General features: G+C 52.6%; 16 protein-coding genes. 9 read left to right on the forward strand and 7 right to left on the reverse strand.

The window, feature by feature from the left end; genetic code table 11:
• Window positions 1-28 precede the first annotated feature (28 nt).
• Window positions 29-2431 (forward strand): glycosyl hydrolase family 95 catalytic domain-containing protein, encoded by a 2403-nt coding sequence (locus tag HFP08_RS05400; RefSeq protein ID WP_168119523.1) that lies wholly within the window; start codon window positions 29-31, stop codon window positions 2429-2431.
• Window positions 2432-2650: 219 nt separating this feature from the next.
• On the forward strand, window positions 2651-4549 hold the full coding sequence (locus HFP08_RS05405; protein WP_277345829.1) for a CotH kinase family protein: 1899 nt from the start codon (window positions 2651-2653) through the stop codon (window positions 4547-4549).
• A gap of 225 nt (window positions 4550-4774) precedes the next feature.
• On the opposite strand, the gene HFP08_RS05410 is transcribed toward HFP08_RS05405, so the two are convergent.
• A complete protein-coding gene (locus tag HFP08_RS05410; RefSeq protein WP_168119524.1) occupies window positions 4775-5605 on the reverse strand; it encodes an SDR family oxidoreductase in 831 nt (276 codons plus the stop codon).
• A gap of 97 nt (window positions 5606-5702) precedes the next feature.
• Between HFP08_RS05410 and HFP08_RS05415 the strand changes: the two genes are divergently transcribed.
• Entirely contained in the window at window positions 5703-6122 is a 420-nt protein-coding gene (locus HFP08_RS05415) for a MerR family transcriptional regulator (RefSeq protein ID WP_168119525.1), read from the forward strand.
• Between the two features lie 147 nt (window positions 6123-6269).
• On the opposite strand, the gene HFP08_RS05420 is transcribed toward HFP08_RS05415, so the two are convergent.
• The gene (locus tag HFP08_RS05420; protein WP_168119526.1) at window positions 6270-7547 is read right to left on the reverse strand and encodes a sensor histidine kinase; all 1278 of its coding nucleotides are present in this window, start codon (window positions 7545-7547) and stop codon (window positions 6270-6272) included.
• The gene (locus HFP08_RS05425) at window positions 7532-8224 is read right to left on the reverse strand and encodes a response regulator transcription factor (protein ID WP_168119527.1); all 693 of its coding nucleotides are present in this window, start codon (window positions 8222-8224) and stop codon (window positions 7532-7534) included. Before HFP08_RS05425 ends, HFP08_RS05420 begins: the two co-directional genes overlap by 16 nt.
• 257 nt (window positions 8225-8481) lie before the next feature.
• On the opposite strand from HFP08_RS05425, the gene HFP08_RS05430 reads away from it, so the two are divergent.
• Together HFP08_RS05430 and HFP08_RS05435 are read left to right on the forward strand one after the other, a co-directional pair.
• Window positions 8482-9285, forward strand: a complete 804-nt coding sequence (locus HFP08_RS05430) for a polyphosphate polymerase domain-containing protein (protein ID WP_168119528.1) — start codon at window positions 8482-8484, stop codon at window positions 9283-9285.
• A complete protein-coding gene (locus HFP08_RS05435; RefSeq protein ID WP_168119529.1) occupies window positions 9278-9970 on the forward strand; it encodes a DUF4956 domain-containing protein in 693 nt (230 codons plus the stop codon). Before HFP08_RS05430 ends, HFP08_RS05435 begins: the two co-directional genes overlap by 8 nt.
• Before the next feature lie 192 nt (window positions 9971-10162).
• Here the strand turns inward: HFP08_RS05435 and HFP08_RS05440 are convergent, their stop codons facing one another.
• Both HFP08_RS05440 and HFP08_RS05445 read right to left on the reverse strand, forming a co-directional pair.
• A complete protein-coding gene (locus HFP08_RS05440) occupies window positions 10163-11275 on the reverse strand; it encodes an NADH:flavin oxidoreductase (protein WP_168119530.1) in 1113 nt (370 codons plus the stop codon).
• Between the two features lie 89 nt (window positions 11276-11364).
• Window positions 11365-11709, reverse strand: coding sequence for an ArsR/SmtB family transcription factor (locus tag HFP08_RS05445; RefSeq protein ID WP_168119531.1), 345 nt, complete (start codon window positions 11707-11709; stop codon window positions 11365-11367).
• A 532-nt stretch (window positions 11710-12241) separates the two neighbouring features.
• Here HFP08_RS05445 and HFP08_RS05450 point away from each other — a divergent pair.
• From HFP08_RS05450 to HFP08_RS05465, 4 genes are all read left to right on the forward strand, one after another.
• The gene (locus tag HFP08_RS05450; RefSeq protein ID WP_168119532.1) at window positions 12242-13087 is read left to right on the forward strand and encodes a Gfo/Idh/MocA family oxidoreductase; all 846 of its coding nucleotides are present in this window, start codon (window positions 12242-12244) and stop codon (window positions 13085-13087) included.
• Window positions 13088-13171: 84 nt separating this feature from the next.
• Entirely contained in the window at window positions 13172-14749 is a 1578-nt protein-coding gene (locus tag HFP08_RS05455) for an extracellular solute-binding protein (RefSeq protein ID WP_168119533.1), read from the forward strand.
• Complete coding sequence (locus HFP08_RS05460) at window positions 14695-16536, forward strand: cache domain-containing sensor histidine kinase (RefSeq protein WP_168119534.1); 1842 nt, start codon at window positions 14695-14697, stop codon at window positions 16534-16536. The genes HFP08_RS05455 and HFP08_RS05460 overlap by 55 nt, the downstream gene beginning before the upstream one ends.
• Before the next feature lie 210 nt (window positions 16537-16746).
• Window positions 16747-22221, forward strand: a complete 5475-nt coding sequence (locus HFP08_RS05465) for an S-layer homology domain-containing protein (protein WP_168119535.1) — start codon at window positions 16747-16749, stop codon at window positions 22219-22221.
• 554 nt (window positions 22222-22775) lie between these two features.
• On the opposite strand, the gene HFP08_RS05470 is transcribed toward HFP08_RS05465, so the two are convergent.
• Both HFP08_RS05470 and HFP08_RS05475 read right to left on the reverse strand, forming a co-directional pair.
• Window positions 22776-23840 (reverse strand): Gfo/Idh/MocA family protein, encoded by a 1065-nt coding sequence (locus HFP08_RS05470; RefSeq protein ID WP_168119536.1) that lies wholly within the window; start codon window positions 23838-23840, stop codon window positions 22776-22778.
• Between the two features lie 24 nt (window positions 23841-23864).
• Window positions 23865-25439, reverse strand: coding sequence for an FAD-dependent oxidoreductase (locus HFP08_RS05475; protein ID WP_240941107.1), 1575 nt, complete (start codon window positions 25437-25439; stop codon window positions 23865-23867).
• Window positions 25440-25472 lie beyond the last annotated feature (33 nt).

A 25472-nucleotide genomic window follows, 5' to 3' on the forward strand; every position in this document is an offset into this window, starting at 1 on the left:
TAAGCAAAACATCATGGGAGAGATAACGATGAACAGTATGGAGCAAGCTGGCAAGCATGCGATTAAATTTGAAGGACCCGCGTCTGATTTTTTTGAAGGGGCGCTGCTTGGCAACGGCGGTCTTGGCGCGGTGGTGACGACAAGGCCGGACGCGGTAGTCATTCATTTCGGCCATAATAATGTATGGGATATTCGTATTGCGGAGCAGCATCAAGAGAAGATCGGCACCTTCGAGGAGATTTTCGCCAAGCTGAAGAGGATTCCGGAGCATTTCGGCTCGCTGAACGAGGATCCGTGGTACAAGCAATATGTGGAAATGACGAGCGAAAATTATGACTTCCCTTATCCGCGGCCGATGCCTTGCGGCTCCTTGCTGCTTGGCTTCGATCGCAGAGAGGTCGAGGTGCTTGGTCATCGTTTGCGAATCGAGAGCGGCCTCTGCGAGATCGATTTTTTGGTTGGAGACGACGAAGCAACTTTGCTTGTGTTTGTGGATCAAGGGAAGGATCGCTTGTGGATGAAGCTCCAGGGGAAGAGCGGACAGAAGATTGGCAATCTCTTCAATCGCATTCGAATATTGCCCGATCCGCATACGCCGAAGGAGCTGCCGCGTTACGAGATAGAGTCAAGTATCGGGGAGCGGTTGCTCTCCTTCCGGCAGAAGCTGCCCTTTTCCCTGGAAGAGGGAGGGAGGAGTCAAGCCTTCAAAGACCGTGCCTTCCGCTTGTCGGTTCGCGCCGACGATGGCGTCTCCTTGCGGGAAAGCGGCAGGGAGCTTGAGCTTGGTTTCGAGCCGCACGGGCAACGCGAGGCAGATGCGTTTACGCTTTGCGCAAGGCTCGAAGAAGGACTGGATTCGGATGTAAGCAAAGCATCCGCAGGAATTGCCAAGGAGGATGCAGGCGCTAAGGCAGTTGATCGGCATGCTTTCCATACCGCGTTTCAATCATCCCTGGAGAGATGGCGGCAATTCTGGAACCAATCCGGGGTTTGGCTCGACGATTCGTTCCTGGAGAGCATTTGGTATCGCAATTTGTATTTTTTTCAATGCTCGGTGAAGTCGGAAGCAACCTGTCCCGGCATCTTCGCGAACTGGAGCTACGGCAGGATCGGCTCGGAATGGCATGGCGATTATCATATGAACTATAACACGCAGCAGCCCTTCTGGCTGGCCTTCTCGAGCAATCATGTCGACAAGCATCTGGCTTATGCGAATATGGTCGATCATGTGCTGCCCGTCAGCCGGAAGTGGGCGAAGGAGTATTACGGCTTGCGCGGAGCCTATTTTCCCCACTCCGCTTATCCGGTTGAGATGAATATGATGCCCTATCCCGTTCCCCATTGGGGCTGGGAGGTTTGCGAGACGCCATGGACTGTTCAGAGCTTATGGTGGCATTATTTGTACACGATGGATCTTGTATTTCTGGAGGAACGGGCTTATGCGCCAATGAAGGAAGCGGCTCTTTTCATGGTGGATTATATGAAGAGAGCGGATGCTCGCGGAGAGGAATGGGGAGATGACCGGTATCATATCTTCCCTACAGTGGTGCCCGAGCTGTACGAGCTAACGCCGGGATTTCGGAAGAACAAGGATTGTATCGTCGATTTGACCTTGACGAAGTTTCTGTTCCGGGCTTTCAGAGAGGCAAGCGAAGCACTGGGCAGACTGCAAGAGGAAGGAGAGCTTCTTGCGGAGATCGAGGATGTGCTGCTTCATTTCCCTGAATATCCGACGGCCGACTCGAAGCGAGGGAAGGTATTCGTATCGGTTGACGGTGAGGATCCGGAGGTCGTGTACAATGTTCCGAATAGCGTGTCGACCGTGTTCCCGGGTGAGGAGCATGGCTTGCATTCTTCTGATGACAGCTATGAGATTGCGGCTAATTCTTATATGAATCACCGCAATGAAGGCGGCAATGAGTTGGTCTTCTTGAATATGGCGGGAGCGCGTCTCGGCAAGCTGGATCTGGAACGCTTCAAGCGGCAAATCTCTTATTGCATGCTGCCGAACGGGACCTGCACCGATATGCTCCTGGAATCCGGCGGAAGGTACGAGGATACAACGCCATTTGATTATATGGCGCCGATGGGCATTTGGTTCGAAAATTTCGCATTGTCGGCCGTCATTAATGAGTGTCTGCTTCAGAGCTATAACGGCATTTTGCGGTTTTTCCCGAATTGGCCGCTGGAGCAGAGAGCGGCGTTCGCTACTCTGCGGGCGGTTGGCGGCTTTCTCGTCAGCGCCAAGGCGGAAGCGGGCCGAATAGAGGAGATCGATATTGTCAGCGAAGCGGGAGCTATGCTGCGCATTTATAATCCGTGGAGCAAAGCTCGCGTCATTCGCGGAGTAGAAGAGACGGTCGAGCATGACAGCGTGCTCGTTATCGAGACGCGGAAGGGAGAAGGCATTCGACTTCTGCCGGGGAATTAGATGCGCGGGAAGGAAGGCATCGATCCTTATAAACTAATCCTGTTATCAATCGCAAAAGCGGATTGAGTGCGCCTGATGGCTGCATTCGATCCGCTTTTTCTTGAAACGCCTTCACCTTGGCATTTACAAAAAGTTTAAGATTCATTTAAGAGTTTACCTGTACGATGGGGGCAATGAACACGTAGAGTGCAAATTCGAGAATGGAGAGGACGATTGCAAATGCTGAAGAATAAATGGACGATGCGGGCGGGGATGATGATACTATGCGCAATCATACTGACGGCATGCGACTTTGGAGGCAAATCGGACAAGAGTGAGGCCGGCAGCTCGCCGACCGTTGCCTATGCAAGCGAGATCAATAAAGCAGAGATCATGTCCATCTCTATCGATGCGGATCCGGATGAATGGCAGAATATGCTGGACACGGCGACCGAGGAGGAATATATTTCGGCGAATGTAACGATCAACGGAACAACGATCGAGAATGTCGGCGTTCGTCCGAAGGGCAATTCGAGTTTGAGACAGGTTGCAAGCGACGAGGATTCGGACCGCTACAGCTTTAAGATCAAATTCGATGAGTATGTCGATGATCAGACATGGATGGGCCTTGACAAGCTCGTCGTCAACAACATGATTACGGACAATAGTTATATGAAGGAATATCTCAGCTACGATATTATGAGCTATGCCGGCGTGGATGCGCCGCTGTTCGCGTTCGCCGATATTTCGGTAAATGGAGCTGCTTGGGGACTCTACCTGGCGGTCGAGGATATCGACAGCGGTTACCTGGCACGGGCCAAAAATGATGAAGGAGAGCTCTACAAGCCGAATAACGATAATTCGGAAGGCGGTATGGGCGGCATGCCGGGAGCAATGCCGGACGGCAACCAGCCTGCTGCAGGCGATGCGGCGAATCAAGGCAATGAATCGGCGGCTGAAAATACGGCCGCTCAGCAGCAAGACTCGGCAAGTACCTCGTCAGAGGGAACGACACCAACGAATGGTATGACGCCGCCGGATGGCATGGCGTTGCCTGATGGTGCGACGCCTCCCGACATGGGGACCGCGCAGGGAAATGACGGTGCTAACGGCCGACCGAACGGCGGCATGGGCGGCATGATGGGAGGCGGCAATCGCGGCGGCGGTGGCGGCATGAACGGTTCAGGAAACGGCGTGTCCCTCGTATATACCGATGATGAAATTTCCAGCTATTCGGCGATCTTCGACAATGCCGAGACGAAAACGACGGATGAGGATTATAAGCGAGTTATTGAAGCGCTGAAAAACTTGAACGCGGGCACTGATTTGGAGAAATATGTAGATGTTGACGCCGTTCTTCGTTATTTTGCGGCTCATACGGTTGTTGTGAACATGGACAGCTACACTTCAAATATGGGGCATAACTATTATCTGTATGAGAACGACGGGCAAATCAGCATGCTGCCTTGGGATTATAATATGGCGTTCGGCGGCTTCCAGGGAGGCTCGGCCTCCGATGTGATTAATCAGCCGATCGACACTCCGGTATCCGGCGTCACTTTGGAGGAGCGGCCGATTCTCGGCAAACTGCTGGAAGTGCCGGAATATATGACGAAGTATCATGAATATTTGCAAAAGATTGTAGACGGATATTTCGCGGACGGCAAGTTCGAGGAGAAGGTGCAGAGCTTGAACAGTCTTATTGCGGACTACGTGAAGCAGGACCCCACCGCGTTCAACACCTATGAGGAATATGAAACGGCCGTTTCCGAGCTGATCAAGGTGGGCACGCTGAGAGCGGAGAGCATTCAAGGTCAGCTGGACGGCGATATTCCATCGACAACGGAAGGGCAGCAGGCGAATGCGGATGCGGATGCACTGATTGATGCGTCGTCGGTCGACTTAACGAAGCTCGGCTCCAATGGCCCCGGAGGCGGCATGGGCGGAGGCGGCAACGGCTTTGGCCGCGGCGGCCAAGGCGGATTCCAGGGAGGTCAAGCTGGTCAAGGCGGCTTCCCTGGCGGCGGACAGAACCGTGCTCAGAATGGAGAGCAGAGCGGATCGCAGAATGGAACGCCGAGCGGGTCGCAGAATGGCGTGCAGGGCGGGTCGCAGAATGGCGCGCAGAGCGGTGCCTAGAAAGATGCGCAAGGAGCAGCCGAGAGCGGAATCTCAGAGTGGTTCTTAGAACGGCACTTAGAGACGCAAAGGCTGTGCTTTGCTGCCAAATGAACAGGAATGAACAAGACCGCGCCTCGATGGCGCGGTCTTTGACTGTGATAAAGCCCCGGGCCGAGCAGCAACGCAGAAAACCAGCGTTGCAGAATTGAAGTCGGTTCCCGCAGCTCGCTTCTTTACGCGACATTAAAGATCGAAATAATGTCCCTGCTCGAGATCCGCGATAAGCGAAGGGTGGACGGGACGCCAATTCAAAAGCTCCTGAGTGCTCGCGCTCGACCTTGGAATATCGAGCGCCGCAAGGAAGCCGAGAAAGCCGAAATGGGCATCCGCCTCTTCGCGGGCAATGCTAACCGTCGGCACATTCAGATTTCGGCCGATGATGCCGGCGATCTCCCGGAACGGAATGCCCTCGTCGCCGACTCCGTCGAGACGCGACCCTGCCGGAGCGGCTTCAAGCGCCATGCGGAATAGAGGAGCCGCGTCGAGGCGATGCACGGCCGGCCAACGGTTGAGCCCATCGCCGATATAAGCGGAAAAGCCCTTCGAGCGGGCGATGTTAATGAGCAGGGGAACGAAGCCCTTGTCGCCTTCGCCGTGCACGGACGGAGCGAGCGATACGATGGATGTGCGCACGCCTCGCTCAGCCAATGCAAGGACCGCATTCTCCGACGCTTCCCCATTCGCATGCGCTGTTATGACGAACGGCTTGCCGGAGCCTTCGAGCGCTGCCCCCATCGATTCGATCGCACGCAGGTCGATTGCAAGCGATCCGGCGAAATCCGAGAAGTCGTGTCTGAAAGCCAGATGAATAACACCGTCCGCTGCGGCTGCTCCTTGACGAAGGCTTTCCAAATCTTCAAGATCCCCATGATGAACCTCTGCGCCGATTTGCTTCAACAGAGCCGCTCCTTGCTGGGATCGGGTTAGTCCGACAACCGCATGTCCAGCCTGCAGAAGCTCCCGAACGACAGACGAACCGATATAGCCTGTTGCTCCTGTCACGAATATTCGCATGAATTATTCCTCCTTATGTGGTTGAGTAATGGAACAATTTCAGTGTAAACTATGAAGTGAACTCTAAGGCAAGAGTTATCTTTGGAGGAGTGTCGCTATGAGAATTCAGGAATTGGCCGACAAGGCGGGGCTAACCGCCCACACGATTCGGTATTATGAGAAGGAAGGTCTGTTTGACCGTCGGCATGTTCGGAGAGAAGAAAATAATTACCGCAGCTATTCCGATGAAGCGCTCGATCGTCTGAAGCTCATCAAAAAATTCCAGGGCATTGGATGCTCGCTTGCCGAATTGAAGGTCATACTGCAAGATCACGATTCGCATACGTTGTCTAATGAAGAAGTAATGGGATGGATACGCGGCAAGATAAGCGAGATTGAAAGCAAGAAGGAAGAATACGATCATATGCTGGATACGCTTCATTGGATGATGGAATACAGAATGGCTTTAATGAATGATCCGCGAAAAGCGGAAGAGATGTTAGAGCAATTACGAAAGCTGACGGGCCTTAATCTATAAAAGCCGCGGGATCTATTAATCGTCCTGTATTGCCTGCTCTGTATCGCCTGCCCTGTATCAGGTTAAATTCTGAATACTTGCCAAGCAGAAAGAGGACGCTCCGGTTTTACCGGGAAAGCGTCCTCTTGATTACCGTCGTCACATGAGTTAAAGCGCCGGCAAATGCAATACGAATGTAGTGGATTCTCCTACTACGCTGCGTACGGACAGCTTGCCGCCATGCTGCTCTACAATGGATTTGGCAATAGCAAGACCGAGTCCGTGTCCGCCCTGCGCGCGCGAACGAGAGGTATCCGTGCGATAGAAGCGGTCGAAGATGCGATCCAGATGCTCGGGAGAGATGCCTTCTCCCGTATTCGTCACAGAGAGCACCGCATCATTCTGTTTTTTCTTCAGCGTTAGCGTGATCGCTCCCTGCGGATTTGCATACTTAATGGCATTGTCGAGCAAAATCATAATAACCTGCATCATTTGCTCTGCGCTTCCCTTCGTCATCAGGCCGGGCTCAATTTCGTAATCGAAGCGAAGCTGTTTCTCGAAGATGACGGCTTCCATGGTGAGCATGATCGTCTCGAGCGCATCGCTGAGATTGTATTCGGTATGCAATGTCGCGATCCGCGCATCCTCCATCTCGGTCAGATAGAGCAGATCGCCCGTCAGCTTGGCCATTCGCTGCGTCTCTTGCTTGATGTAGTTCAGCCATTTCTCCTGACTTGCGATCGTGTCGTCGCGATTGGCAAGCAGAACGTCGGTATTGGTCTGAATAACCGCAAGCGGCGTTTTCAGTTCGTGCGAAGCATCGGCTATAAACTGCTTCTGTTTCTCGAATGCTTCTTTGACAGGCTTGATGGAACGGCTGGCGAACATCCGGCTGATCCAATAAATAACAATCAGCATGCCGAGTCCAACAGCCAGGAAGGTATAGATTAAATTCGTCAAAATGCCTTGCTGGGCGGTGACGTCCATGAAGACGAACAAGGTTCCGATGGCAATCGGCTGCGCATGGAAGGCCCAGTCGTTGCCATCGATAGTGAATTGTCCGGTCTCGTCACCTGTCTCAAGCGCCTTGCCGAGCGCTTCCACATATAGAGCTTGCTCCAGATCGAAGCGCGATTCCATATCAATGAGGGCATTGTTCGCGTCCGCCAGCAGCATGAACGATACGGTCTTGCCCAGCGGAGGTTCCCCGAAGTCCGAATTGAAAGGCGAGCCTCCGGGCTTAATGCCCGCGTCCTGCCCGCCGCGCTGTCTTCCGTCGCCAGGCGCATTGCGATAAAACTCGGTAATGTTATGCAATTCGACATCGATATCCCGCCGCACGTTCTGATAGGTGATGGCATAGATGGCCGCGAATGCAACAAGCATCATGATGGTTATCGTGATGAGATTGAGAAGCAGAAAGCGGTTTTTCAGCTTTTTGAACATGCGTCCGTCACCTCCATTACGTACCCGACGCCTCGAATCGTCGTGATCCGCACGGAGGATTGCAGGAATGTCAGCTTCTTCCGGAGGAACGAGATGTACACCTCCACATTGTTATATTCAACATCCGAATCAAACCCCCACAGCTTTTCAATGATTTGCTCCTTCGAGGTTACCGCTTGCTTGCGCGTAAGAAGCAGCTCCAGCAGCTCGCATTCCTTCAAATTAAGCTTCAATTCCTTGCCTTTCACAGTTACCTTTAGCTGGGAAGTATTCAGCTCGATATCGCCGTACGTCAGTCCTTCCTCGGGGAGCACCTCGCCTTTGCGGCGCAATGCGGCGCGAATGCGAGCGAGCAGCTCTTCCGTGGAGAAGGGCTTGGCGATATAATCATCCGCTCCATGATCAAGTCCCGCGACCTTATCCGAGATTTCCCCCTTGGCCGTGAGCAGAATGACCGGAGTGGGGACGCCTTCGCTGCGGAGCTTCTTCAGCACGGCGATTCCATCCATCTTCGGCATCATGATGTCGAGCAGAAGCAGATCATAGATGCCGCTTAACGCATAATCGTAGGCGGCTTGGCCGTCATGCACGACATCCGCCGAATAATGCTGCTTCTTTAATATTTGGGACAAGGCCTCAGCCAAATGCATCTCGTCTTCCGCGATCAAAATCCTCATGATCGTTCATCCTCTGCTTATGTTCTATCTTGCTTGCTTCTATTATAACAATTCAACCTTGAATCAACCTTAACCTTTCGGGGCGGCCGCGGCAAGTCAAACAGTCGCATTAATAGGAAGAACTTCGTTCAGATATGCGGATGTTCCTGAAAGTTAAGGAATTGTAAATCCATTTAAGATTCATTCAAGGTTGACCGTCTAAGATACAGTCATAGGAGTTGAAGCATTAGCAATATCGCGGAAGGGAACGATGCATAGTGGCCATTGAAGTATTCAACCGATATGAGAACAAGTATTTGCTTGATGATCTGGCGTACCGGCGCTTTTATAGCGATCTGCTGGATTATATGGAGCTTGATGAGTACAACAAACAACATGAGTATTATTCCATCACGAACTTATATTTTGATACGGAGCATGATTCGCTCATCCGGACGAGCTTGGCGAAGCCAAAATACAAGGAGAAGCTGAGATTAAGAGCATACGGAGTTCCGGGCGAAGATGCCAAGGTATATCTGGAGCTGAAGAAGAAAGTATTCGGGCTCGTCAATAAACGCCGCACGGCGCTGAGGCTGAACGAAGCTTATCAATTCGTTCGGACGGGGGGCTTGCCGGAGCTTCAGCCTTACATGAACAGACAGGTTGTGGAGGAGATCAAATATTTCCTGGGGCGCTATGAGCTGATGCCCAAAACCTATCTCGCCTATGAACGCAAAGCGATGTTCAGCAAGGAGAGCAGAGACCTGCGAATCACCTTCGACACGAATATACGCAGCCGACGCTTCGATCTGGGTCTGGAGCTTGGCGACCACGGGGAGCCGCTTGTAGAGGACAACAAATGGTTAATGGAAGTGAAGGCGGAGAAGACGATTCCCCTGTGGTTATCGCGCTTGTTGTCGGAACATGGCCTATACCGAACTTCCTTCTCGAAATACGGCAATGAATTCAAGAAATCGGTCAGGTATGCAAACAAAGGCGAGAGAATGCCGATCGCTGCCGGAGCCCAAGCGGTGACACCGTTTATCCAATCCAGAGAAAGCGAGCGTGTACTCTATGTTTGATTTCGAAAACATATTCAATCCAACAACAGCTTCCACGACAATGAGCTTCGGCAGCTCGGTCGTAACGATACTCATCGCCATCTTGCTCGGCGGGATTATCAGCTACACCTACATGAAATCGAATCCTAACGGTTATTCGCAAAATTTCACATTCACAATGGTTATTCTTCCCGCTATCGTCGCGATTATCATTCTTCTGATTGGCAGCAATATCGCCAGAGCGTTCAGCTTGGCGGGCGCCTTCTCCATCATCCGCTTCCGCAGCGCCCCTGGCGATCCGAAGGATATCGCTCATGTCCTGTTCGCCATGGCGGCAGGTCTGGCATGCGGCGTCGGGGCTTTCGGCTATGCGCTGCTGTTCACGATTATTATGTGCGTATTGATGGTTGTGCTGAGCAAGTTTAACTTCGGAGCGCGGAAGAGCGCGCAGAAGCTGCTCAAGGTAACGATTCCGGAAAGCTTGAGCTATGAAGAAGCATTCGATGAAGTTTTCGCGCAATTCGGCGTGGAGTACGAGCTTAAGAAGCTGAAGACGACGGAGCTTGGAAGCTTGTACGAGCTGCTTTACGCGGTCACGCTACAACCAGCGACGGATCAGAAGGCGTTCATGGACGCGATCCGCTGCCGCAACGGCAACCTGGATCTCTCCTTGACAATGGCGCCCGTCGGCGGCTCCGACTATTAAGGGATGAATGTGAGAGAGATTGTTACAGCTAGCTTAATGAGCGTAACGTCAAAAGCCAGAGACGGCGGTGCAGGGATAACACCCTGGCACCGCCGTCTCTGGCTTTTAATCAAGTGCAGCCCTGTCTAGCATGAACAGAGATGACATCATTTTCAAACTGGATTCAATGCCGGAATGGTTAGATAGCCAGGCTCAGCTCAACGTCGCTAAGGCAGCCGGCGTGAACGACTTCAGCTCATCGACGCGGTCTTCGCGGATTTTGGCAGCCCAGGCCGGATCCATAAGCAGAGCGCGGCCAACAGCGACAAGATCGAATTCTTCGCGCTCCAGACGCATGATTAGTTCATCGAGACCTGAGGTTTGACCGCCTTTGCCTTCCGCGAACAAGCTGGTAAAATCGGAGTCAAGGCCGACCGAGCCGACGGTTATAGCGGGCTTGCCGGTGAGCTTCCGCGTCCAACCCGCCAGGTTCAGCTCCGAGCCTTCGAATTCCGGCTCCCAGAAGCGTCTCGTGGACGCATGGAAAATATCGACGCCTACGGAGGACAACTGATGAAGGAAGCGCTCCAGCTCTTCGGGATTCGAAGCCAGCTTAGCGCTGTAATCCACCGGCTTCCACTGTGAGTAGCGGAATATAATGGGAAAGTCGGGTCCGACCGCGGCCCTCACCGCTTCAATTACCTCTACCGCGAATCGTGTGCGGCCGATCAGATCGCCTCCATACTCATCTGTCCGCTTGTTGGTTGCGTCCCAGAAAAACTGGTCAATCAGATAGCCATGCGCGCCATGAATTTCAACCGCGTCAAAGCCGATACGCTTCGCATCGGCAGCGGCCTGGGCGTATGCTTGCACAAGACCGTGAATTTCTTCCGTGGTCAGCGGCTCGGATACCTTCTTGCCAGTTAAGTCCAGTCCCGATGGCCCGATTGGGTCGGCATCCGATTCCGGGAACTTCTCCTTCTGGCGGGCAGTTCCGGTATGCCAGATTTGCGGGGCGATCTTGCCGCCGGCCTCATGAACTTCCCGCACGACTCGCGCCCAGCCATCAAGAGCTTCTTCGCCGTAGAAGTGAGGCACGTTTTGGTCTGCCTCCGCCGCCGGATGGTTAATAACGGTTCCTTCGGTTATGATAAGACCTACGCCATTCTCTGCTCTCCGACGATAATAGCCGGCCACATCCGGACCTGGAATTCCTCCCGGCGAGAACGTGCGGGTCATCGGGGCCATGACAATTCGATTGTCCAGCTTCAGACGGCCTCCTTCAAATGGTTTGAAAAGCGCGGCAGCAGCTTTGGATAGGGTCATTTTCAATCTCTCCTTCTGTACTTTAAAATATATCTATAAATCTAAATATATAGATTAATAGACGGAAAAGCAAATGATTCTGAAGAACATTATTTGTCATTCTCATTCTTCTTGACCCGGAGGCTGGAAGAAAAATGTTTCAAGAAAGCGGCAATCGCTTCTTCATTGCGCCTGTAATAGGTCCATTGTCCATATCGGCGGGATTCGAGCAGCCCTGCCTTCTGCATGGTAGACAAGTAGGAAGAGATTACCGATTGCGCAAGTCCGGATTTCTCCTGAATGCTCCCCACGCAGATTCCGCCCGGGAACTCTTCTTTGATGGCGTTCGGCATGTCTCCATACATCGTCTCCGGTTTGCTAAGCCAGCATAATATGTTAAGACGCGTCTCATTGGACAGGGCTTTCAGAACCATAAGCATGTCTTCGTTCTTCATAAAGTAACATCCATTCCTGGTTGGTGTAACCTCAGTATACCAGAAAATCAGCTCTTGAAAATCTTCGTTCTCATAAGAATGTGATTCCGTCTGCGGCTTAGTGTCTACTTGTTGCAAAGGCAAGCCTCGACGAAATGACTGATTTGAGTCTACCCAAGAGAGTTGACAGACAGCCTCCCAATCTGTACTATCTCAACGGACTATAGATGCGCTATTTCAACAGAATGAACTGTTTTTGTGATTTCGCGGACAGAGTTGACCTTAATTTCAAAAAAACAAAATTTTTTTTGGGTTTTTGGAGGAAATAGCGCCTTCTGTGTCCGCGAAACTGAGCAAACTCGGTATTTTTACACCAATAGCGCCTTCTGTGTCCGTTTGTGCAAGCAGCATCAAGTGAAGCAGCAACAAGTCATTGAATTACCAGTAAAGGTCATCGAATAGCGCTATTCTTCCGGAGATTGGGCTTCCTATAATAGAGGATGAGCGCTCAAGGTTCGAAGCGAGCGGCAATGCATCCAAGGAGGCAACGAAGATGAAGAAGATTGGATTCATCGATTATTATCTGGACGAGTTTCATGCGAACAAATATCCCGGCTGGATCAAGCAGGCTTCCGGCGGTCGTATGGAGGTGGCTTATGCTTACGGGTTGGACAATATAGAAGGAAAAATGAGCAATGAAGCTTGGAGCAAGGCGAACGCGATACCCTTGCTGAATTCGATAGAGGAGGTTGTCGAGAGGAGCGACTATATCATCGTGCTGTCGCCGGATCATCCGGAATATCACGGGATGCTGTCCGAAGCGCCGCTTAAGTCAGGCAAGCCTGTGTTCATCGACAAAACATTCGCGAAGGATCGTGAAGCCGCTCGGCGGATGTTCCGATTGGCGGAGCATTACGGCACGCCAATGTACTCCACCTCGGCGCTTCGATTCGCTTCCGAGCTTGCCTCAAGCTCGAGCAACAAGGAGACAATTGAGGCAATCAGAAGCTGGGGGCCTGGCGCGTACAGCAACTATTCGATTCATCAATTCGAGCCGATCGTGGCGCTGATGGGCAGCGAGCCGAGACGAATCATGTCCGTGGGTACGGAAAACGCTCCGGCGCTGCTTGTTGATTTCGGCGGAGGAAGACAGGCCTACATGCATTTAATTGGCGGGGACTGTCCCTTCCTGACTGCGATTCAATACGCTTCCGGCGCAGCTCATGTCGCAAAGGTGGAGTCGAATTTCTTTGCCCTGTTTATCGAAAACCTGATTCGCTTCTTCGAAACGGGAATTCCTCCCGTAACTTCATCCGAGACAATGGCGGTTATTACTTTAATTGAATTCGGCGCGAAAGCGATGGAGACGCCTTTCGAATGGATCGAGCTGCCGATATGATCCCGAAGAGCAAGCCTGCCCGATGTCCGTTCCTTTCCGGGCTGATGTATAATGATCTTATATCAGGACAAGGGGGCAGCGCGCATGATGAGACGGAAATGGAGAATAAGGTTCATCCTGTTTATCGTCACATTCGCTCTCGTATTCGGCGCGGGCTTCAGCAGGTCGATCTCAAGAGATGAGCAGACGGCAACCGGAGTCGGCGACAAGCAAACCTATTCCGTCACGATTAGCATGGTTGTGGATAATTCGAAGCGAAGCTTTCCGGACGGAATGGATATTAACCATAATCCCTATCTGGAATATATAAAGCGCAATACGGGCGTCGACATTCAGTTGACCGCTCCTCCGTTCAACGGCTATCAAGAGAAATTGAATGTCATTATGGCTTCGGGCAATCAACCGGATCTTATCAATACGGGCGACCCGGCCTGGGTGTCCAAATATGTGGCGGAGCAGGCACTGATGCCGCTTGATGACGTTCTCGCCGAGTATGGTCAGGATCTGCTTGCGATCTTTCCCGAAGAAGCATGGAAGGCAGTCACGTTCAATGGGCATATCTACGCGATCCCCAGCTTGACGGAAGTAGCGGGCAACGAGATTATATTCGCACGCAAGGATTGGCTGGATAAGCTGCAGTTGGCTCCGCCGACCACTCTAGATGAGTACTACAGTGTGATGCGGGCCTTCGCCTATGATGATCCGGACGGAGACGGTTTGCGGGATACCTGGGGACTTACGATCATGCCTGCCGGACTGGCGCGGACTGCCCCTTTCTTCGGCGCGTTCGGCGTGCCCCGCAGCGTGAATCAGATTACCGAATGGAAGGAGAAGAACGGCGAGCTCATCTACAGCGGCATTCTTCCCGAAACGAAGCAGGCGCTTGCATTCCTGGCGAAGCTGTACGGGGACGGCATTTTGGATCGTGAATTCATTCTGAACAAAAACAGCAGCTTCGAGGATAAAATCATTAACGGCCAGGTGGGCTTATTCTCGGGCAATTGGTTCGATACGAGGGGGCCGATTCTCGCAAACAAACAGAAGGATCCGAGCGCGGAGTGGATCAGACTGGATTATCCCATAGGCTTGAACGGCCAATCCGGTACGGCCGAACGGGATTTGATTCAATCCTACAGCGTTGTTCCGGCAGGAAGTTCTCATGCGAAGGAAGTCATCAAAGTATTGAATTTTATAGCAGGGAAGGGCTACAGGGATTTGAAGCTCGGCTTCGAGGGCGAGGTCTGGACGAGAGTGAACGGCGTAATGGCGACCAACTTCACTGAGCATGAGAAGCATATTTACCGGGGCACCCTGCATGCCCTTGCCGATCCGAACGATGAAGAAGTGCGCAAGGAACGGCTTGACTCGCTCGGCCTTCAATATGAATTGAATGATAATGTGGAATTCGTGCTCTCTCATGTGCTGCGCAGCGATTTTCAAGGAGCGCCGACGCCCTCCATGGGCAAATACGGCGCGAAGCTGCTGAAGCTGGAGGAGGAGACCTTCTCGAAAATCATCATGGGCATCAGCTCCCCCAGCGAATTCGAAGAATTCGCCAAGCAATGGATTCGCGACGGGGGCTGGGAGATCAGCAATGAGGTCAACGAATGGTATCGAGACCAGCAAGAGCGGGATCGGCAAGAGGCGGAGCGGAAGTCATGAGGAAGAGCCTGCGGTTTTTGAAAAACATGTACGCCCAGCGCATTCAGGTCAGGCTCTCGATCTATTTCATGCTCATTCTGATTCCCCTTGTCGCGGTCAGTCTATTCGCCAATTTCCGATCGACGAATATATTGGAGGGACAGACCAGCGAGCGAACCCAGAACAGCTTGCTCTCGATACTCCAGAATATTGACATGACGCTGCAGAATATGGAGGATCTGTCCGGCTTGATTTCGACGGATTACAGCATCAAGCCCGTCTTGCATGAAGCGCATGCCGTCTTGCTGACCTCGGATTTATATAGCTTTTATACGATTATGGAACGACTCGGCAATATTATGGCCATTAACGGCAGCTTGCAGGAGATATCCATTCTGCATGCGTCTTCAGGAACATTGCTCTCTACGCAATACGGGGGACGCAAGGTGGACTTTGAAGAAGAGCCTTGGTTTCAATCTACGGTAGCCGCCAGAGGAAAGCTGGTGCTCTATCTTCCCCAACCGAAGGACGCGGACATCCTTGGCAGCGATACGGTGGCGTTCATGCGCCTCATGGATGTAGATAATCAGGACAACACCTCGAATATTCTCATGATGACGATGGCGAAGGAGCGGCTTCTGGACATGATTAGAGGCGCCCAGCTGACCTCGAATACGGATGTGTATTTGTACGCCCAGGACGGCAGGCTTCTGACGGGAACAGACGGAGTCTACGATACCGATCAATGGATGGAGCTGAAGGCAGGACAGGTGGGGAGGACCGTTGACGGCAAGCTTGTTTGGCGAATGGAGTCTGCCGAGTCCGGCTGGTCGCTTGTTCTGGTACAGCCTCAGGCGGAGCTGTACAAGGAATCAAGACAGCTGTCGCAATTCACGAATTTGATTATTCTGATCAGCGTCATCCTGGCGCTGTTGATTTCCTTGGGCGTGTACAAGTGGATTTCCGCGCCGCTTACGATCCTGCTGCATGGCATGAAGCAGATGCGGCTCGGCCAATTCCATACGCGTCTGCCAAATCTCCGGACGGATGAGCTCGGGGCGCTCACGGAGTCATTCAATCAGATGATTGCCGAGCAGCAGTTATTGATTCGCGATGTATATGAGCATCAGCTGCAGCTCAGCAAGACGGAGCTTAAATTTCTGCATTCGCAGATTAATCCTCATTTTCTGTATAACACCCTGGATTCGATCTATTGGACGGCCAAAAATTACGAAGCGGACGAGATCAGCGAAATGGTGCTCAATCTGTCCAAGTTTTTCCGTCTTAGTCTCGGCAAAGGGCGCGAGACGTTTACGGTCGAGGAAACCGTCGAGCATTTGACTTATTATTTGAAGGTTCAGCAATTCCGCTTCATGGGTCTGTTCAGCATTCGCTTCGAGATTGAAGAGAGCACCAGATCCATGTGCGTGCTCAAGCTCCTGCTGCAGCCGATTGTAGAGAACGCCATTCTGCACGGCCTCGAGAAGCGGGGAGACGGAGGCGAGCTGATCATCGCGAGCGCAACGCGCAACGGCATTCTGTCGCTGCAGGTGAAGGATAACGGAGCGGGCATCTCTGAGGAGAGGCTGCGGTACATTGTTAGCGTAATCGAGGGAATGGAGCAAGGAGAAGCATCGCGGCCCGATGAACGGAACGAAGAGGAGTTGTTCGGACTGAGGAATGTACTCAGCCGCATGAAGCTTTATTATGGCGATGGAGCAAAGCTGCGGATAGAGAGCGAACGGGGCAAATGGACAATCGTAACGATGATATTCCCTATAGATCGACTGGAGGATAAGTCGGCCTGATGCGTGAGCGCATCAGGCCGGCTTTTTTCAGTACGATCGCATCCCTATAGAGTGGGATTACCTCACTCCTTTCTGACCGATCAAGGATTATATTGAATGTGGAGTAAACGAGTCATTTCGCGAGAGGGGTTATTCGGCAAGTAGAAGGGGGGATTGGCTGCGAATTGACAGCGTTTACATAATATTGATTTTGCGGAGGAATGTTTGCTTATGAGAAAAGGAATGAGTCTTCTATTGGCGCTTGCCGTCATACTTACAGGTTTTTTGCCGCAGACAGCCGACGCGGCCGAAATCATGCCATACTATTCGGTGACTTCAACAGATGGCGAGTCTAATATCGCGTCTCTGCTAGAGTCGGCGGATGGGCCGGCTATTATACAGAATTATCCGATGCCTTCCATCTACACGCAGTCGGATGTTTTTTCGTTAAAGGCGGAGGATGAATCGATTCCCGTCATTCAATATTTGCCCGAATACGATTATGCTGAATTTTCGTTTGCGGGAACGGTCAGCATCGAAGTAACAGCCAACGAGCCGATTACTTCGTATTCCATCAGCCCGCTGGCCAAAAACATTGAAGGCACGGTCGACGGGAACAAGCTGACGTTCACGCTGTCAACCTCGACCTACGTCATCGTGGATATTAATGAAGATCCGAATGAAGATCCGGATGAGAAGGATTCTGCGAAGATCAGGAAAAGACTCGTTATAGCGGCGGATCCGCTCGAGACGGATATTCCCGAATCCTCCGGTCCCGGAATCTACAATGTGACGGAAACGCCTTACAATGCCGATAGCACAGGGGCAACCATAACGTCGGATGCGATTCAACAAGCAATTGACGACGCCCATGAAGCCGGGGGCGGCACCGTGTATATTCCCGCAGGCGTCTATACCTCCAGCAATCTGACCTTGCGAAGCAATGTCGACTTCTATCTGGCCGGTGGCGCCGTCATTGTCGGCACAGGCAGAGGCGAGGATTATCGGAACGACTTCCGCAAGGATTCGATCTCGGATGGCACCTATTTTATCAGCACGGAAATAAACTCCGAGAATATTACGCTTCGGGGACGCGGAACCATCGACGGCAAAGGGATAGAGATGCGCAAGCGCAAGATGGTGAATCCCCCGCCGACGCATAAGGATGGAGAAGGGTTCATCAATAACCTGCTGGTGCCGATCGCAACCAGCAACTTTACGTTCGACGGGTTGATCTTGCGGGACGGAGGCTTCTGGGCGTTCCTGGTCGTTCGTTCCGACAACGTGACCATTACGAATTATAAAGGATTTCAAAATTTGCATGTGCTTGAAGACGACGCCATCGATATTAACGAAAGCCAGAACGTGCTGGTCAAGCATGCGATTGCGATCTCGGACGATGATGCCTTCTCCACCAAAACCTGGCCGCAGAAAGGGATGTCCAAGGATTGGCCGGGCGCGATCGAGAATTTGGTCAATGTGGTGTTCGACGACTGTTTCGCCTGGACCCGCTGTTCGGCCTTCAAGCTGGGCATGGGCATATGCACGCCGCAGATCGGCGTAACGATCCGGAATTCTTATGTCTATCAAAGCGCCCGAGCGCTGCTGGTTGATCATGCGTATACCCAAAATCCGCTTCCTGTGGAAGGCTATGCGCAGAATGTAACGTTTGAGAATATCGATATCGAACGGGTCGATATTAATCAATTCGGCAATTATTGGTTCAGGGTTTCCACCAGCACGGCTGGCGATGTAAGCAATATTCTGTTCAAAAATATCAATGTTCGCGATACCGGAGGTCAATCCCCGATTCAAGGCAACCCCGTTCGAGGCGGCATGGTAAACGGACTAACATTTACGGATATTTATGTAAAGGGCAAGCTTGCAAGAAGCCTGAGCGACATGAACGCAGCCGTAAAGAATGACAACGTGAGCGGGCTGGTCATTGCGAATACGACTCCGGCGCTCTTCAGCGATGATTTCGAAGCTGGAGACACCGCATGGTGGACAAGCGTTGATGGCGAGTGGACCGTGCAGGCAGAGGAAGACAATAACGTTCTGTCCAGCTGGAATCGGACGGCTACATCTCTAATTACCGCGAGCGCCGGCGCTTCATGGACGAATTACACGTATGAAGCCAAAGTGGAACTGCCATTCATAAACGGCGATGAAAACGCAGGCCTGCTCTTCAGAGTGCAGGATGAAAGCAATTTCTATATGTACCGGATCAATGCCAAGAGCAAGAAGCTGGAGCTGTACAAATCAGTAGCTGGAGCCATGAAACTAGTCAACGAAACGCGGTTCTCATCCGCGAAGCAGTGGTACACGGTTAAAGTGGATGTTCGGGGGAATACGGTTAAAGGCTATGTGGATGGCGAATTGAAAACAGATTGGACCAATCCAGAAATGGAATTAACGACAGGCGGAGTGGGCTTCCGGACCACCTCGGCCAAGGTGCTGTATGATGATGCGGTCGTATCCGCGATCAACGAAGCGCCGACGGATATCGAGCTATCCCATAACAGCGTGGTTGAGAATACAACTGCGGGCGGCATGGTCGGCTCCTTCTCGACTGCGGACGCCGACGAGCAAGATACCTTTGCTTATGCGCTGGTAGCGGGAGACGGAGACGCGGATAACGGAAGCTTCTCCATTGCCGTGCTCGGGAACACGCTGTTTCTCCGTACCGCGCCGGATTTCGAAACCAAGGACAGCTACAGCATCCGGGTGAGGAGCACGGATTCGGGCGGGCTCTATTTTGAGAAGAGCTTTATCATTCATGTGGCAGACAAAGATGAGACGCCTCTTGCTTCAGATTTGAATAATGTTTTGTACAATGATGATTTCGAAGACGGGAATACGACGGGATGGACTTCTAACGGGGGCAACTGGAGCGTGGCAGCAGATGACTCGAATGCCTTGGTCCAGAAGTCAAGCACAACGGGCCTCCTGACAGCCGGCGATGCATGGACGGATTATGTCTATGAAGCCCAGGTGAAGGTTCCGATTACCAATGCCAATGCGGGTATTGTGTTCCGGGCGTTGGATAACAAAAACTTCTATATGTATCGCGTCAACGCATCGAATCAGAAGCTGGAGCTGTACAAATGCGTAGGCGGCGTCATGACCATGGTATCCAGCACTCTTATCACGGCTGTATCCAATCAGTGGTATGCGCTGAAGGTGATTGTTCAAGGAAATACAATAACAGGATATCTGGATGGGGAACGGAAAGTAGAGTGGACCAATCCTGAAGCGGAATTAACAGCGGGCAAAATAGGCTTCAGAACAACCTCTGCGGGTGCGGCTTTCGACAATGTTCTCGTCACCGGCATCAAGCAGGCGCAGACGGCTCAAGAGGCCGATGCTTCCAAAAATACCGTAACTCTCGACCGCAGCAATGCAGCGGCAGGCGATACGGTAACGATTACGGCTGCAGGGGACAGACAGTCCGTTGAAGGCATTGCGGCAGGAGATGAGAGATTCATCCCCGTAACCTGGACATCCACGGAAACGGGCAAAGACGGCAGCTTTAGCTGGAATGAGGAAGAGGGAGCGTATACCTCGAGCTATACTGCTTCGGAAACGGGAGCTCATGTCGTAACGGCTACCTTCCAGAAGCAAAGCTGGATTGATTCCGCTTGGGTGAATGCAACGACGGATATCAAATCGGTGACTCTCTCTGTGTATTCATCGGCTAATGCTGCAGGCAACAGTCTCAGCCTGAATCCAAGCAACGTAGTAGCAGGGCAGACGGTAATCATAACGGCCGAGGGTTATCATCAGAGCGTTGAGGCCTCGATCATTGGCGATGAACGCTATTATCCAATAGACTGGAGCTCTACGGAGGCTGGCAAGTCGGGAGGATTTACGGTAACCGAAGGCGTCTATCATGCCGCTTATCTTCCCGCTGAGACAGGGCAATTCAAGATAACCGCATCCTATCAGAAACAGATGTGGGATGGAGAGTCTTGGATCGACACCGACACAACGGATACCCAGACTGCGGACCTTATTGTAAGCTTGGCGCCTGCTGCCAATGCGGATCATAACTCGCTTACGCTGAGCGCTTCGAGCCTTACGGCAGGCGATACGGTAACAATAACGGCAACAGGCGACAGGCAGGAGGCGGTTGGAACGTTGCCGGGCGAGGAACGGTATTATCCGGTTGGATGGCTCTCCACGGAAGCCGGGAAATCCGGGGGATTCACGGTTACGGACCAGGTGTATTCCTCCAGCTATACGACATCAGCGGCCGGTCAGTACAGCATCGAGGTGACGTTCCAGAAGCAAAGCTGGGACGGAACGGCGTGGGTTGACGGCGCAACGGATACGAAATCCGCCAGCTTGACCGTTAACGCCGAGGTCGACAACGGAGGGGGAGGCAACGACGGCGGAGGCAGCAATAGTGGCGGCAACGATGGCAACAATGATAACGGCGAGGGAACGCCTTCGTCTCCGGCAGAGGACAGTGATGATGAGGACACCGGCATAAGCTCGGATGTGACAACTCAGGAAGACGGCGTAACAGTTACGACGGTTTCCGTCGACCCTGCCAAGCTGGAGCAGAAGCTGTCCCAGGGAAGCAAGGGAGCGACCATCATTATTCCGGTCAACACTTCCTCTGACAAAGTAGTCGTTGCGTTGAACGGACAGATCGTGCAGAGCATGGAAGCGAAGGAAGCCCTGTTGCTGATCAAAACAGAGAAGGCAGCCTATACGCTGTCCGCGGCGCAAATCAATATGGATGCCGTGGCTCGGCAAATGGGGACAGGAGCTGCTTTGCAGGACATAAACGTCAATATAACGATAGCGACGCCTGCCGCAGAGACGTTGCAGCAGATGCAGGATACTGCGGAGCTGAAAGGTTACCAAATCGTTGCGCAGCCGGTAGAGTTCAGCATTACCGCGAGCAGCGGCAGCAATACGGTGGAGGTATCCAAGTTCAATGGATATGTGGAGAGAACGATAGCGATTCCGGGAGGAAGCCATTCGGGCAAAATCTTGACGGGCGTTGTTCTGGGCGCTGACGGATCCTTCTCCCATGTGCCTACGAAGCTCGTGATCATCGACGGAAAAACATACGCTCAAATCAATAGCTTGACCAATAGCGTGTATTCGGTCGTGTCCAGCCCTGTTACGTTCGCAGACATTGATGCGCATTGGGCTAAGGAAGCGATAAACGACCTGGGCTCCAGACTTGTTATTGAAGGAACTGGAGAAGGAAGATTCGAGCCCGATCGAGACATTACCCGTGCCGAATTTGCTGCGATTATCATCAAGGGACTCGGAATCATGCGGCCTGGCACCGGGCAGGATGTGTTCACGGATGTAACAAAGGGCAACTGGTATTACGATGCCGTCGCCATTGCTTCTGAGTATGGAATCATCGACGGGTATGGAGACGGCACTTTCGGGCCCATGGACACCATCTCTCGCGAGCAGGCCATGACCATGACGGCAAGGGCGATGCAACTGACCGGCTTGAAGGTGGAGCTTGCCGAGGAGGAAGCGGAACGGCTGCTCTCCGAATTCGAAGATGGCGACAAAGCTTCAGAGTATGCCGCGCATAGTATTGCAGCCTGTCTGAAGGCTGGAATCATTACTGGACGGGATGACCATGAAGTGGCGCCTGCGGCCAATATGACCCGGGCGGAGGTTGCCGTCATTGTGGAGAGGCTTTTGAAGCAATCCGGGCTGATTTAGCAGAAAGCGGTCTGGTTGGCCAGCTCTATTATGAGAAGCGGCACCGCCGGAGTGATAATAGAGCTGGAAACCAGCACTATTTCGCGAAACGTCGCTGTCGGAGTGATAATAGAGCTGGAAACCAGCACGATTTCGATTCGGCCACAACAAATCGATAGCTTCAACGGCGTCCTTTAAAAGCAGCGATCTGCTCTAACGGACTTATTGTCCTCTTAGACGGCGTTTTTCAACATTCGCTTGCTCTAACGGACCTTTTGTCCTCTTAGCCAACCAAACGAGCGAAATAACAACGGGATTAACCCGCTAAGAGGAGAAAATGTCCGTTAAAAATCTGGGCTAGCTTAAAAGAGCTTCTAAGGGTCGAAAAAGTCCGTTACAGTTGCGAGCCTTCCATTTCCCATTTCCCATTGAACTTTATAAATTTGATAATGTCAAAAAAGAGCGGGCTATCTTTCGATAGCCTGCTCTTCTCTTCCTATCTAGACCTTCTCTTCAAGCGGATGTAGATTCAGGTCGTTTTTCCTTTGGTCTTCTTTTCCTTTGCTTAAAGGGACTTAATCAAATACAATTTCCGTCTGCTTCGCCGCGGATTCATAAATGCCGGTCAGCATCTTCATCACCTCGACGCCGTCTTCGACGGGGCTTAGCGTCTCCTTGTTGCCGAGGCAGGCCTCGACAAAATGGCTGATTTCGCTTTGGAAGCCCTTGGCGAAGTCAAAGCTCAAATTGTCCACCTGGGGCGTGGCGTTAAGGATGGTATCGTACTGCTCCAGAATGAGGCTAAGCTCCGGCTCGATTTCCGCGCCCCCCTTTTCTCCGAACAGCTTGACCGAAATTTCGTCCTTCTGGGCATGCAAGGCGAAGCTGACATCGACCATCAGGGACGCTCCGTTCTCGAAGCGGATGATGGCATTGGCCAAGTCCTCGACCGTGTTCTTCTCGGCGTCGTAATCGGCGGCTTTGTAAAACGCGAGATTTTTGACATTGGACCGGTTGCCCAGCTTATTGTAGCAATTGCCGCTGATCGATTTCACCTTGGGTTTGCCCATCAGATACCAGCACAGATCGATCACATGAACGCCGAGATCAATGAGCGGCCCGCCTCCCGAGCGCTCCTTGTCGGAGAACCAGCCGCCGGGGTTGCCGAGTCGGCGCAAGCAGGAGGCTTTGGCATAATAGATGTCTCCGAGATCGCCTTTATCGATAAATTGCTTGAGAACTTTCGTGTTGCTGCCATAACGGCGCACGAAGCCGACCTGAAGCAGCTTCCCCGTTTCCCGGACGGCTTGCTCGACGGCATAGGCCTCCTCCATCGTCATGCAAAGCGGCTTTTCCACTAATACATGCTTACCGGCTCGCAACGCTTTGATGCTGATTGGCGCATGCGAATTGTTCCACGTGCAGACGCTCACCGCATCTACATGTTCATCCGCCAATAAATCCTCGACCTTGGTGTAGACTTTGACGGCCCCGTATTTCTCCGCCTTCTGCTTCGCCCGCTCTTCATTGATATCGCAGACGGCATAGATTGTCGCCTTCGCTTCTTCCTGATAGGAGCGCAGATGAAGCTCCGAGATGGAGCCTCCGCCAATAATGCCGATGTTTATCTTCTCTTTCATACTCATTGCTCCTCTCTATGTCTATTAAACCGGTCGTAATTTCGGCCATTGCAGCTCAATGCCGGCCTGGGTCAGCATGCGCTGGTAATCCCGCAGCAATTGCTCATTCTCATGAACCGCATGAGGCGTTGTCTCGCGTTCTCTGCAAAAGGCGGTCAAGTATCCGGCAGCCTCCCCGATATTCCACTCCACGGGATGCAGGCGATAGCAGCCGTTCGTAATGTGGGTGACGCCAATATTCTTGCAAGCGGCCAGCAGATTCGTCATGCGCTCCGGAAGCAAGCTGCCAAGAGGAATCTGGAACGGCAGGCTGGAGACATCGACATAATTGCGCTGCGCCGTGCTCGGATGCAGATCAATGCGGTAACAGCCGATTCCGACGCTGTCATGGAAGGTTTCGGCCTCCGCGCCGCCTCTGGCTTCCGTTCCGATATGCTGCTCCAGGACGGTGAAGCGGGCTTTAATTCTCCTCGATTCGCGAATATAGGGAGCCATGGCCATGCCGTCGCTCGTGCCGGTGACATCGGGGCGCAGCCGAAGGCCGGGATAGCCAAGCTTGCCGTCAGGACGAGGCGCTTCCGTCTGCATCCAGTACAGCAGCGAGAAGCTAAGCTGCTTGGCCATATAGAGATGCCGCTCCTTCTCTTCCTCGTCGACATCAATAATATTTCCCAGCCAATAATCGTTCTGCGGCCAGTTCACCAGCGAAATATCTCCCGGATACGTTCCTTCCGCGAACTGTTCCTTGGCGATAATGCGGCGATATTCCCACAGCGGGATGCCGCCTTCCCCACGGAACAATTGATAAGTTACTGGCTCCAGCGTAGTCGGGCGCGAGCCCGTCCAGGAGAGCAGCTTGCCCGGCCAGAAGGAGGGTGCGTAATTGCGCCAAAACTCATATTGCTCCGGCTTCGCAATAGTGAATTCTCTTCCTTCGATATAATCCATTGCGAAGCAGTAAGTGAAGGCTTGCATATCGGTCGGATCCGCTTCTCCCGGGAGCGCATGCGGCTCTCCCGTCTGAGCCTGCGATTCCGCGCCGGTTACATATTCGGTGCCGGTAAGCGGCAGCAGGTCGCCGCATTCGGTCGCATCGATAAAGTAAGGCGCGGACAGCTCGGCCACATCGCCCGTACAACAATTTCGAACCGTCACGGACCGTACACGATCGCCGTCTACCTGCGCTCCAATCGGAGCATGCCCCGTCATTATGCGCACTTTGCCGCTATGCACATAGGGAGCGATCATGTCGTTCAGCACGGCAAGAGACGCGCGAGGCTCATGGCACAGCCTGCTGACCATGCCAGCGCCTGGATTCAGCATCGGATTCCTCGACGCGGCCGGCGTCAAGGGGAAGTTGTCGCGATAGTACGATCTTACGCGCTGTCGGTATTCTCTGTAAGCTCCGGTGCAGCCGAATTGCTCGATCCACGGATGCTCGTCGGGAGGGACGGCCTGACTCGTTAATTGCCCGCCAATCCAGGAGGTTTCTTCCGTCATTATGACAGAGCTGCCGGCTTTCGCCGCAGCGAGCGCCGCAGCGAAACCTCCGGTGCCGCCTCCAATAATGACAATATCTGCTTGATGCTCATGCTTCAATAGGTGTGCTCCCCCTTTCGAATGGTTCCCTGT

Origin of the sequence: Paenibacillus sp. HB172176, assembly GCF_011947265.1 — a bacterium.
Classification (GTDB): Bacteria; Bacillota; Bacilli; order Paenibacillales; family Paenibacillaceae; genus Pristimantibacillus.